The following is a 13,227-nucleotide window of genomic DNA, read 5'->3' as shown; positions in this document are numbered from 1 at the left end:
ATTTATTTATAATGTTCCATATATAAACGAACTGGCATCAGCGGTACGATAAAGGCCGCCAAGCGTGGGGCTATTCGGATTAGTACTTGAGACCCAATCAATTTTAAATGGTCCGGAGATTATATAGTCTGCTAATGGTTTCACCTGAACTGCTCTTGTTGTCCAGTTATTGTCGGATGTTACCACAGGTATATTATCTAGCGTTATCACATCCCCATTACGTGTATAATTAAAATTAACTGTCGCTGTAAAAGCTGATGTTCCAGACATATATGCCACTGCAACCGAAAATGTAGTGTTGCTAGCCAAAGAGAATGTAGTAGAAACAACAGATCTTCCGCTTGCAGTAAACAATGCTAACATTTGATTATATGTAGCATTAAATCCAGATGTAACTCCTGTAGCCAAGCCTGAAGTTGGGATTGTTATCTTTTTGTATGGAAAAGTAGTTGGAAACCCAAATAATAGTGATAAAGGAGTTAACGGAATTGGACTCGATTTAATAATGTATTCTTTTCCGGTATTATCGTAAAATGCCAATGTAGTTGCATCTTTCCAACCCATTTTTACAAAGGTAACTCCGTTATATACTAATCCAGATCCTAATAAATCCGCTCCATCAAGTTTAAAAGCAAACTTAGACGTACCGGATGCAGTAGATGTACCATCACTCAAAACACCAGTAAAGCTCACCCGTTTACCTGCGGCCAAATTGTTGGTAAAATTTAATGACATACCAGCTTTTAACGTATTACCTCCATCAGCAACTTCAACATACGGATTTTTGATATTTGCAAAAAAGGCTTTTATTTTATCCATAGACGTCTTTAAACCAGCGGCTTCATAAGCCGTTTTTTGTGCAGCAGTAGCTTTAACCAATTTAAATGGCTGCCTATATTTTTTCCCAATAAAAACAATACTGTCACCGCTCATTCTATCGTATGTAAATTCTATATCACTACTATATCCTATTTTAGAAGCACCTCCAAGTATTGCCGCACTTGGATCGTCTAGCATTGAGATATAGTTATAGGTATCGAAAATCAGTTCGGTTCCAATATCCTGTTTAACGCGGTAATTTGATGTACCTACTACCGATGCCGATTGATCTGTCAAATCACCATACATTGTTGTATTTTGTTGATTATCAAAAGTTATATAAAAAGAATAACCTCCGCCTGCTAATGTTGGTAACGTTGCGATCCAACCGTTGGTAGCTGATGTAAGGGTCGATGAAACCAAAGCTATCTGCTCACCAGCCCTTTCTTGGGGTGTTTTCTCAAACACCGCTACATATGATGTCTTTTTGCAGCCTATAAGCGTTGCCAACACTGCAATTAAAAATAATATTTTTTTCATTTTCAATAATTTAGTAGGCTAATGATCCATAAAAATAATTTGTTGCAGCATTTTTTACTGAAAAACCACCATACTTCATGTAATTGGCAGCATTTATACCGGTAGGCATCCAGTCTGCAATAAAAGTTTTACCCGTTAGGTACGCTTGCAACGAATTCGTAAAGGCGGTTGTAAAAAGCGCCGCATTTGCATAAGTTCCCGTTGTGCCTGCTTGCGCTACCTTAGTAAAGGTTACCTCGCCGGTTGCAGCGTTTACTGTATAAGAAAAAGTATAGTCAGCATTAAATTGAGTTCCTCCAGCGGCAGCCGTAAAAGGAATTCTTACAGTAGCCCCCGTTTGTGAATCGAAGAGAATCTGCAGGTTATCCATATGATATTTTGCACTGCTACTATAAGCTAAAATTGCTGCTTTCATTTGATTGTAAGGAGTCTTAAAATCATCAGAAATTCCGTAATTAGTGTAAAGATCAGATTCTAAATTAACTGTTAACGACGAAAATTGCTTTCTTCCTAACCAATATGGAAATTTTGATTCATTCAGGTTAATTCCTTTCATATACAATTGAACCTCTCTTTGTAATTCTTTAAAATTTACTCCCAAATTATTGTAGTAATTAATCACATTAAGTTCTTTTTGTATCAATCTGTTTTTCCCGTCTGCCGATGCGGTATTAGCCCAGTTATCGTACCACACCTGTCCGTTTATTAATAACCAGCTAATGGTTTCTGCATAGTCTTCTGTTGGCTGTCCACTTGCATAACTGGTAACAAACCCATTCTGATGAGCGGTTTCTGTTGGTGTATCAGTATAAGGTTGTTTATAAAAACCTTTTGAAATACTTTCCCAATCAGTTGGAATCGGAATGATTTGATTTAAGATATGTCCAAATTCATGGTGCATAATCCTCTGTCTGTCCCAGGCAAAAAACTGACCTGCTGGAAGCGGCTGGTATTCATTTACTCCATATAGAGTGATTCTACGTCCACCTGAGGCTGTACCCGCTACTCCGGGATCGCTAGTATTTGCATAAGAATAAGACCCAAACAAAACCCACTCCTTAGGCATGTAAGTTTTGGAGAATGTTGAGCCAGCCACCTTCCGGTAAGGACCAATAAATCCATCCAAAACGATCTGCATAGTTGGCTGGATATTTTCAATTTTGCTCGGTACTACATTAGCAGTATTCCCATGATAATACCGATTGTAACGATAAATTACATCAATATTATATTCATCCAACAAATTCGATTTTAACCATTGATCCAACGCTGTGTTGGTTCTTGGATCGTCAGCATTAAAACTGCTATAATCTACATTGAGTGTTTCAGTTTTACGACAAGAAAATGACACACAAATAAGAAGAATAAGTGTGTTAATTTTAAATATATTTTTCATCTTAATTATCTTGGATTTTGTTCAACGCCTGACAATTTAACTTCTACCGGTAACTGAAAAATTCGATGCGGATCCCCAGGCTTTAGTTCAGCAAAAGTTTCTACTCCAGTAATATCTATTGTATTATGAACAACAGTTAAATCACGACGGATAATATCAAACCATCTTAAGCCTTCCTGTAAAAATTCAGCTTTTTTAGCGTCTAAAATAGTCTTAATCAGTCCTTGTTTTGGACTGGAAATGCTTGGATAATAATTAGCAATTTTTGTTAAGTTAATCGCATCGTTAGCCGGACTATATCCCACTATTCGCACACTGTAAAAATCGTTGATATCCTTCAATGCCAGATCATTTATACCCAGTTCAGCATAAGCCTCAGCTCTGTTCATCAAAGCTTCATCTGCTGTAAATGCTGCAAATGTGAGATAAGGGTATCCAATATCAGGGCTTGTATAAAAGAAATTCTCTTTAAACTTATACATGGTATAGTTTGGTACACTATACTGTAATATGGAATTGGCCAACGTTTTACCTGTAATATTACCTGCTGCCGAAAACATTTTCTGCAATTTTGCACCAAAGCCATGGCGTGGACTGGTAAAACGGGCATAGGTAGAGTAAGTCCCAATTAACAACAGATTATATTTTTGTCCGCTACCCATATAATTTGTTCTGTGCTCTTCAGCTGTATAGGTTCTTAAGGTTGTGGAAACAGGACGTATATTATTTACAAAATCGTTGCCTGGTACACACAAAGTTGCGTGATCAACAACTTGCTGCCATTTCCCCATAAATAAATAGAAACGGGCGGCAAAAGCATGGGCAGCGGCTGGTGTAAAATGGTATTTCGGAACTTTATAAGCTGATGCGGAAAGTAATTTCATTCCAGCTTCCAAATCGTCCTTAATCTTTGCGTAAGTACTGGCTACAGTACCTCGACTATAAGGCTGTATTACTTTAGTTTCTGGCTTATCAACATAAGGAATACCCGGAGAATCATTCGCGCCATCAATTTGATAAGGTTTTGCAAATAAATTAACCAGCATAAAATGTGCATATGCTCTGCAAACTAAAGCTTCACCTTTATACGGTAATGCTCCTGCACCAAGATTATTAGTTTCAATAGACTCCAAAGCCTGATTAGCAGATGCGATTGCTTCATAACAAGCATTCCAATATGCAGTAGAAGTATTGGTCGCATCCCCAATTAGATCTTGCCAAGCGTAAGGAATATCAATAGCATCATTTGTAGTCCCTATGCCAGCTCCCTTATCTTCAGCATTATCTGAGGAAGCTTCTGTAAATGTTAAATAATCTCTTGATGGGTATGCAGTTGAAACCAACTGAGCCAACTTTTCAACAGTATTAATTTCCGCACGATTATCGGGAACTTGTTCTAAATATTTTTTGCACGATGGCATTGAGAACAACAATGCAGCGGCAACTATACTAAGCGATATTTTATTTAATTTCATAATTTCCTTCAATTAAAACCCAACTTTTAATGATAAGGTGTATTGTCTGGCAACTGGTAAGGCTACACCACCTGAATTATAGAATTCAGGATCCTGACCATTTAATTTTTTATCTGAATAAAGCAGTAATAGGTTATTACCTACGAGCGAAACTGAAGCTGCTGACATGCCTAGTTTAGAATAAATACTCTTAGGCAGGTTATAACTTAAAGATATTTGTCTTAGTTTGATATAATCTCCTTTAGCTACACGCTCAGTCGAAAAGTTATATAAATTATAAGGGTATCTTACATCAACTACCGCACCTTTAGAATCGACAATTTTAGATGCAGAAAGGGGATCTAAAATGGCAGGAACAGTCGTAAACTTTTCATCACCTGGCATTACCCACCTATTCAGTTCATCCCGACTCATTGCAGATATATCATTAAAATTGCTTTTTACGTTAGGATTTAGCCTGATCACGTTTCCAGCAGAAAATCCTAACAACGCTGATAGCGTTAAATTCTTATAAGAAAACTGGTTATAAAAACCACCTGCAAATGTTGCATCTAACGGCCCTTCATATTTTAGCTGAAGTAAATTATCATCCTGTAAATTAACATAAGTAGTAGCTTTACCGTCAGTACCCAAAAACATTGGATAGCCATAATCATGGTTTAAACCAGCAAACTGAATAGAGAACAAACTACGTTGCGGGTAATTAAGTACCGCCGAACCATTATTAGAAACAGATTTGAAAATATTTGGATCGATTTCCAGGTCTTTTACTTTGTTTTTATTGATCCCGAAGTTAAAATTGGTTGTCCATTTAAAATTCGGATGATCTATCGCCTTGCCCATGATTGCCAATTCAAACCCTTGGCCAGACATAGCTCCATAGTTAGCAATTTTAGTATATTCTCCTCCAATGCCCGAGGTCTGTATTCCTCCAATCAAATCATAAATATTCCTTTTATAATATTCAACTGTGAAATTGATTCTGCTTTTTAACAAAGCTAAATCTAAACCAATATTTAAATCCTTGGCTTTTTCCCAGGTTAACTCTGAGTTCTCCAAATTAGAAATAAAAATCTGCGCTTCCTGATCTCCTAAACTAGGTCTTCTTGAAACCTGATTATAGAATACTGCCGCAGAGTTTGTGGCATTACCAATACTCGCTACTAAACCATAAGATCCGCGTAATTTAGCACCTGATAGGATATCGCCTTTTGGCCAAAACTTCTCATCGCTAATATTCCAACTGGCTGATACGTTCCAGGTTGGTAACCATCTTGCTGTAGCTGTTCTACCCAATTTATTTGAACCATCATACCTTCCTGAAAATTTAACGGTATATTTTTCATCATAGGTATAAGCTGCATTACCGAAAAAAGCGCTATATCTTTCAAACTCGTTGCCCATACTAAAGTAAGGTTTACCTTCTTCGGCAGCCTCTTTAAAATATTTGTAATATGGTGTTACCAAACCACCGTTATCAAACTGATAGCCCACTCCATCGAAAGCTTCTCTTTGACGATCGATATAACGAACTTCCATTGCGCCAAAAGCTACAAAATTATGCTTGGCGCTAAAGGTTTTATTAAACAAAAGGTTTTGTCTGAAATAATAACTTTTTAAGTTGTCGGTTGAAGTTTTGTAAAAACCACCGCTCGGTAAAACACTAATTGGTAAACTTCCTGGTAAATCTGGGTCAGTATAAAGATTTCCATTACTTTGCGAAGAGGTAGCATCATCAACAGTTCTAAAAGAGGTAGCCATATTTGAGCTTTCCAAAATAGAAATTTGTGATTCAGACTTTACAAATCGGTAAGCACCATTAACCGAGTAGATTAAGCTGGGAAAAATTTTATAATCGATATTTCCCTGAACTTTAAAATCTAATACGCCTAGTTTTAAATAATTGGTGTTTAATTCGTTTAATATGCTAAAAGGAGCACTGTTTTGTCTAAAGTACTCATAATTACCATTCTCATCATAAGCCGTAAGCATTCTACTGGTGTTTAAAGCGTACGAATAGGGATTAATATCAAAATTACGGAAATAGTTACCATAAACAGGATCAGATTGGAGCGCTGTTGCACCAGGTGCCTGTTGATTACGTACCGAACCAGTACTTAAAAGCTCTGCACTCAGTTTATCTGTTAAATTAAAGTTTGCACGATAGTTTCCCGTAAACCTACTTACACTGTTACCAATTGTTACACCATTATCTTTCGTAAAAGAGGTAGAAGCATAACTTTTAAACTTTTCGGTACCCGAGTTTATACTTAAAGAATGTTCTTGTTGCAGTGAATTTTTAAACAATACATCAAACCAATCAGTATTGGCATTAGCATACCTGCTTAAAAAAGCAATCTTATCGGCACTGGTATTTTTTAAGGCAAATGAATTGGTTGTCGGATTATAATCATACAACATGTTGTACATTTTATAAAACGGACCACCGTTAACTCCTCTGGATGCCTCAGGTATCTGATAATAACCTTTATTTTGCATCTCAATTAGAACAGCCATCTGATCGGCTGAATTCAGGATATCAAAATCAGCATAACTTGGTTTTGCATAGGTTGTGAAGTTACCTCTATAACTGATTTTTGCGGCTCCCTCGGTTAACTTGCCCTTTTTGGTAGTTACTACAATTACCCCGTTCATCGCCCTGGCACCATACATACCCGTTGCAGCTGCATCTTTCAGAATGTTGAAACTTTCAATATCATCAGGATTTAAGCCGGCTACTGATGATCCGATTAAGGTACTCGCATCTCCGGTGGTTAGCGCTTCGTTCGAAATGTTAACCACATCTTCTAAAATAATTCCATCAACCACCCAAAGCGGCTTATTATCGCCTGAAAATGAGGTTGCACCCCGAACACGGATTTTAGGGGCAGCACCAAAAGTACCAGAAACATTTTGTATGGTAACCCCAGCAACCTGGCCCTCCAGCATCCGGCTAACATCTGTAACCCCTGCTCTTTCGGCATCTGCTGCTTTAACCAATGTTGAAGCTCCGGTAAAAGTCTTTTTTTCAAGGGTTTGGTAGCCAGTAGAAACTACATTTACCTCCTTAAGCTGAGCAGCATCCTCCTCCAAAGTAACATTGATAACGGTTTTGGAACCGATTGGCACCTCAAGCGTTTTATATCCGATATAATTGAAGGTTAAAATAGCTCCCTCTTTTACCGAAATGGTATAATCACCTGCTGCATTAGTTGATACTGCATTGGCCACACCTTTTTCTCTAACGCTTACGCCCGGAATCACAGCACCACTTTTATCACGTACTTTACCCGTTACTTTTACCTGAGCAAAATAATCAACAACCTTACTAAACAGCGATTTCTGTACTGGTGTAATCAGGATGGTTTTATCTTCTATTGTATAAGTAAGGTCCATTCCTGAAATAATTTTCCTCATTACCTCTTCAATGGTTGCATTGCTAAAGTTGGCATTAATTGTTGTAGTGCTTTTTATCTTATTGGTTGATAAGAGTACATCGTAACCAGATTGCTGTCTGATTTCCCTGAACATTTTCTCTAATGTTACATTTTTTTCCTTTAATGTAACCAGCTGGCCAAATGAAGCTGCACTTACCTGCATTAACGAGGCAAGCAGAACGACCGTAATTAACTTCATCATTAATAGCAATTTAGGTATGTAGCGGCGATGCGTACATAAAATTCTAATATAAATTTTGTACATTTAATAGTCTGTTTTTTGTGCGGAACGCAAGAAAGTTTGGACGCTAAAAAGCGTTTCGCGGTTATCCAAGAAATAATTGATTTTTAATCGATTCCGATTTACGGAATAGCTGAACAGATTATAAAAAGGGGTGTTGCAAGCACTCCTTTTTTATTTATTCAACTTTTGAATCGTCAGGAGTTTTGTCGAAGTATATTCATTAGTTGTTATTGGTTTTTAGGTTATTGTTGATTAATTAGTTTTGTTTTTAGAGATAAAGGTTAGTTATGTCTTCATCTTTTTTCGGTTATTCTTTATAGACAATAACTTTATTGCCTTTAATATCGAAACGTACTTCACCAGTTTGCTCAAATTTGGTTAGCACTTTTGATATTTTTTCGAAACGGCTTACCGTTCCGTAGTACATTACATCTTTTGCATCCTGATCGGCATATTCTATTTCTACATTATACCAACGGGCAACTTTACGTAAAATACTTTCTTGCCTTTCATTGTTAAACATAAAATAGCCTTTTTTCCATGCTATTGCTTCATCCACATCTACTTCTTTTATAGCTATGCCCGAAACAGATACTAGAGATTGTTCTCCGGGTTTAAGCACCTCACTTTCATTGGTCTTATTATGCGAAACACGTACACTTCCTTCCAACAAAGTGGTTTTAGTTACTTTTTCATCTTTATAGCTATTTATGTTAAAATGTGTTCCCAATACTTCAACAGCTTGCTTATCTGTCTCCACAATAAAGGGGTGTGTTGCATTTTTAGCTACTTCAAAATAAGCTTCGCCATCTAATTTAACTACACGCTGTTTGGCGGTTCCGATATTTAATGAATATTGGATAGAAGATGCTGCATTTAACCAAACCGTAGAACCATCTGGTAACTGAATCTGCCACTCGCCGCCATTTGGAGTCGAAATGGTATTTAATCTGCTATCATTTACATTTTCTGATCCAGCAACATTATATACCAATTGGCCATCAGCAGTTTTAGTAATAGAGAAACCAGCTTCTTTAGCTACATCGCCTTTCATTGCATCTGAAAGTGAAATTTTCTTTCCATCAGCCAGGGTGAGAATAGCTTTATTTTTTCCCGGCGCCACATCGGTAGCAAAAACATGCTCTTTCTTTTTCTGTAGAGAGAGATAAGCAGTAAACGAAAACACAATAAAAACAACAGCAGCTGCAGCCCATTTTAAGCTGTTCATTAAAATACGCTTAGGTGATGGGCTTGGTTTATCTACCGCCAGAATTTTATTTAGAACCGGATTCCATTTTTCCTCAACAACATTAGGCGCATGTTCTTCTTCTGCAATAATCATTTTCACGATTTCGTCAGAAAGCAATGATGTGCTGTTTTCTACTAAAACTAAAAGTTCTTCCCTTTCGGCCTGGCTTAAGGCCTTAGCTGTAAACTGTTGTAAGAGATAATGTATACGTTCTTCCATAAAGATTCTGATACTAAGAAGCAGCAAAAGAAAATTAGGACTATCGGGATATTAATTTTTTTCTATTTTATTTTCAAAAAGAAAAAAACAATTGGGAAAAAGAATACAATCCCGTGCTGATCGAGGTGTATACGTATCGATTTTAATGCAATTACAAGGGCATTTTTAACCGTATTAGGCGAGATGTTGAGTATTTCTGCAATTTCAGGTATGGTTTTACCATCACGTCTGCTCAATTGGTATATATTTTTACGTTGATCAGGCAGTTTTTCAACAGCAATAGCAATAATTTTCATCACCTCATTTAAATTAATCGTTTCTACAGTATTGTTATCGCTATTTTGTTGTTTAGCCACAAATGCATCAACAACCCTATCTTCTTTTAATTTTTTACGTAGGTAGCTTAAACATTCGTTAGAAACATATTTATACAGATAAGCTTTCACATTATCCACTTCTGCTAGTTTATCGCGATTTAGCCAAACTCTTAAAAACGAATCTTGAATAATTTCTTCTGCTGCATCATCAGATTTAGTAAACTTAGTGGCAAAGATTTGGAGTACCGGGAGGTATTTGAAGAAAAGAACAGAAAAAGCCTGCTCATCTCCTTCTACGATCTTTTCTATAAGCTTGCGTTCATCTTCTGTCCTTCCTAGCGCCATAAACTAATCGATCTGCCTGCTCTTCTATAAATTTATAAGTGTTTTTTTGTGAGATGTAATAAACATAAAAGTGAAAAAAAAATTGGGTTAAACCAAATATCATGCGCCGCCTAAGTAACATTAACTAAAAAAGCCTTACTTGTTAGGTAAGGCCTCAGCATTTTTTTAAGCAGAAAAAACTAGTATTGATAATACGGCGAAATCATCAGATAAACTACTACACCGGTTATTGCAACATAAAGCCATAACGGAAAAGTTATTTTTGCAATCTTTCTATGGCGGTCGAAACGCGCTGCTAATGCTCTTACGTAAGTAACCAATACCAATGGTATAATGGCTATCGACAATAAGATATGCGTTAACAAAATAAAGAAATATACATATTTAATTGTACCCTCTCCACCGAATTTGGTAGATGGGGTGGTCATGTGGTAAGCAATGTACATCACCAAAAATAGCAAAGAACAACCAATAGCTGTTTTCATTAAATTTTGATGCAGGTTTATTTTACCGTTTTTAATTGCCCATACGGCCACTACTAATAAAACGGCAGTTATTCCGTTAATGGTAGCATATATAGGTGGCAAAAAAGGCAGGGTTGGCGCATCGATACCAAGATCTTTTAGCTTTACCACAAATAAAAATGCTACTGCAACAGGAATAAAAATGGATAGGATAATGATCCATTTACTATATTTTTTCTCAACCGGGCTATTTTCCATGAGTTTCTTAAATCTCTTTTATATTATTATTTATGTATCGACTTCGGAGTATGAAACACTAACCGCTAAACCAATTACCTACCGTCTTTAACGTTCCTTAGATATTCGGCAATAAGCACTTTTATTTCATCTTCCAACCTGGCATTTGCTTCAGCACTATCTGCATCATAAATACCCCTTATACGGTGTAAATTATCGATAAGCACTATTTTATTGCTAAAGATGAAATTGGTTTTCTCCTTCGTTTCATCTGCAACTACATCGAGTAACAAACCTTTTCTAATTAGCGGATAGGTTTGAATGGTATCGCCTACCAAAAAATCCCATTTTCCGGCTTTTGCCTTAAACTGTTCGGCAAAATCTTTTATTCTACTTCCATCAAGCGGATCTACAGACAGACTTAAAAACTTAACTAAGGGTTTCTGTTCATAGCCATCAGCTAGTTTTTTAATGTAGCTACTTGTTCCTTGATTGTTTGCGCCGGTATAAAATATATTCAGCACCACTATCTTGTTCTCCAGCGATTTCCAGTTAACAGTATCCTTATGCTGGTTTATAAGTTTAAAATCAGGAACCAGATGATAAATAGTATCAGGAATTTTCTTCCCTTTTATACTATGGTAAGTTGACGCGACTATCTTTTCACCAAAGATGGGTAAACTTTTATACCGGTTTTTAGCGAAATGTGGCAATAAGTAAAAAAACAAAAATCCCGGTATAGCTAAAATGCTTACCAGGATTATTACCTTTTTTATAGGACTTCTTTTCATTAATGGTTCATCATGTGGATGTTTAAGAATCCACCTTCTGTTAACATTAAAACAATAAAGTAAATAATGAAAATAAATGATACCGTCAATGCCAGCTGTAAGCCTAGTTTCTCATATTTTAAGTGCATAAAATACGCTACAATATAGAATGCTTTTATCAGTGTTAAAGCAATATAAATATAGTTACCTACATGCTGAGAAATATGTCCCCCGGGAATAGCCCACAATGCAATAATAAATTCAATTGCAGTGATCAACGTTAAAATACCTGCTACTTTCCAGATTTTTGCTTTATCCATTCCAGCATGTTCGCCATGCGCGTGTCCTTCTTCTAAATGTGAATGTTCTGACATGTTAAATATTTTTATAAATTGAAAATTAAACCAAATAGAAGAATGTAAATACAAACACCCATACTAAATCTACAAAGTGCCAGTATAAACCAACTTTTTCTACCATTAAATAATGACCTCTTTTTTCGAAAGTTCCATTAATCGTCATGATTAAAATAATTACGTTGATCATTACACCACTGAATACGTGGAAACCGTGAAAGCCTGTAATGGTAAAGAATAAATTTGCAAACTGTTGCGCAGCAACTAAAGAAACTGGTCCATCAAATAAATGTTTTAATTCTTCAGCAGATGGAATGCTTCCCCACCAAAAACCTTCGTGGTGTAAGTGGCTCCATTCTAAAGCCTGACAGCCTAAGAACATAAAACCAAAGATAATGGTCGCTACAAGCCATCCTATTACTTCTTTTTTAGCGCGACGATGTCCGGCCTCAACTGCCATAACCATGGTTACAGAGCTTAAGATCAGGATAAAAGTCATGATACCCACAAAAACAAGCGGTGCACCTGTATCTTTAATACCAGGGATAGATTGGAAAACCAAATCTGGATCTGGCCATGTTAATTTAGAAAAACGCTGAGCGCCGTAGTAGATCAATAAAGATGAAAAGGTAAAAGCATCTGACAAAAGGAAAAACCACATCATGATTTTACCATATTCTACCGACCACGGAGAACGACCACCATTCCATGGTCCGGTTTTAACTTGATCTAATTGTGATACTGCATTCATTTGGAAATAGTATAATAGTTTGTTAACAAATTTAACGGTTCAAAAGTAAAAAAACATACAGATATATCCATAATATATCTATAAAATGCCAAAAAATAGAAGCGATTTCCATTCTATACTGGACTTTGGCAACAGGAAGGTTTTTATAGCTACCTGCTAAAGCATTAATAATAAGGCCAACACCGCCAATAATGTGTAATAAGTGCATGCCAGATACCACATAAATAAATGATATTGCTGCGTTATTTCCTACTAAAGTTGCACCGGTCCGCACCATACTTCCCCATGCATTAAACTGCATAACACCAAAAGCAATGGCTAATATTACGGTAATCCACAACATATTGCGCTGTAAGCTAAAGTTTAGTTTCTTTAAAGCCTTTGATGCAAGCACCAAGGTGATGCTACTGGCAATAATAACCAAACTAGAGTAAATAAAAGCATCGGGCAATACTAAACCGTGTCCCTTTCCTTTCGAGGCAGCAAATACCAGGTAATAACTGGTAAAACCACCAAACATAATTGTTGATGATACGACAAATAACCAGACTATAAATTTTCTTGGTTTTGGGTCAAACGTATCCTGCATCTTTTCCATTGTTAGCACC

The 13,227-nt window shown here is 36.5% G+C and carries 11 protein-coding genes; all 11 read right to left on the bottom strand.

The window, feature by feature from the left end; translation table 11 throughout:
• Window positions 1-6: 6 nt before the first annotated feature.
• The gene (locus HDC90_RS18115) at window positions 7-1,359 is read right to left on the bottom strand and encodes a DUF4302 domain-containing protein (protein WP_184468920.1); all 1,353 of its coding nucleotides are present in this window, start codon (window positions 1,357-1,359) and stop codon (window positions 7-9) included.
• A gap of 10 nt (window positions 1,360-1,369) precedes the next feature.
• Window positions 1,370-2,755, bottom strand: a complete 1,386-nt coding sequence (locus HDC90_RS18110; protein WP_184468918.1) for a substrate import-associated zinc metallohydrolase lipoprotein — start codon at window positions 2,753-2,755, stop codon at window positions 1,370-1,372.
• Between the two features lie 5 nt (window positions 2,756-2,760).
• On the bottom strand, window positions 2,761-4,230 hold the full coding sequence (locus HDC90_RS18105; protein WP_184468916.1) for a RagB/SusD family nutrient uptake outer membrane protein: 1,470 nt from the start codon (window positions 4,228-4,230) through the stop codon (window positions 2,761-2,763).
• Between the two features lie 12 nt (window positions 4,231-4,242).
• Entirely contained in the window at window positions 4,243-7,869 is a 3,627-nt protein-coding gene (locus HDC90_RS18100; RefSeq protein WP_184468914.1) for a SusC/RagA family TonB-linked outer membrane protein, read from the bottom strand.
• A 349-nt stretch (window positions 7,870-8,218) separates the two neighbouring features.
• Window positions 8,219-9,379, bottom strand: a complete 1,161-nt coding sequence (locus HDC90_RS18095) for a FecR family protein (RefSeq protein WP_184468913.1) — start codon at window positions 9,377-9,379, stop codon at window positions 8,219-8,221.
• Window positions 9,380-9,441: 62 nt separating this feature from the next.
• The gene (locus HDC90_RS18090; RefSeq protein WP_184468911.1) at window positions 9,442-10,041 is read right to left on the bottom strand and encodes an RNA polymerase sigma-70 factor; all 600 of its coding nucleotides are present in this window, start codon (window positions 10,039-10,041) and stop codon (window positions 9,442-9,444) included.
• Window positions 10,042-10,220: 179 nt separating this feature from the next.
• Entirely contained in the window at window positions 10,221-10,763 is a 543-nt protein-coding gene (locus HDC90_RS18085; RefSeq protein WP_184468909.1) for a DUF420 domain-containing protein, read from the bottom strand.
• A 74-nt stretch (window positions 10,764-10,837) separates the two neighbouring features.
• On the bottom strand, window positions 10,838-11,533 hold the full coding sequence (locus HDC90_RS18080; protein ID WP_184468907.1) for an SCO family protein: 696 nt from the start codon (window positions 11,531-11,533) through the stop codon (window positions 10,838-10,840).
• Window positions 11,533-11,886 (bottom strand): cytochrome C oxidase subunit IV family protein, encoded by a 354-nt coding sequence (locus tag HDC90_RS18075; RefSeq protein WP_184468905.1) that lies wholly within the window; start codon window positions 11,884-11,886, stop codon window positions 11,533-11,535. Before HDC90_RS18075 ends, HDC90_RS18080 begins: the two co-directional genes overlap by 1 nt.
• A gap of 25 nt (window positions 11,887-11,911) precedes the next feature.
• Entirely contained in the window at window positions 11,912-12,619 is a 708-nt protein-coding gene (locus tag HDC90_RS18070; protein ID WP_184468903.1) for a cytochrome c oxidase subunit 3, read from the bottom strand.
• A 31-nt stretch (window positions 12,620-12,650) separates the two neighbouring features.
• Window positions 12,651-13,217, bottom strand: a complete 567-nt coding sequence (locus HDC90_RS18065) for a cytochrome c oxidase subunit 3 (protein ID WP_184468901.1) — start codon at window positions 13,215-13,217, stop codon at window positions 12,651-12,653.
• Window positions 13,218-13,227: the final 10 nt, after the last annotated feature.

Source organism: Pedobacter sp. AK013, from assembly GCF_014205835.1.
Taxonomy (GTDB): Bacteria; Bacteroidota; Bacteroidia; order Sphingobacteriales; family Sphingobacteriaceae; genus Pedobacter.
Note: the sequence above shows the minus strand (reverse complement) of the source record. Positions and strands in the feature narration are given on the sequence as shown.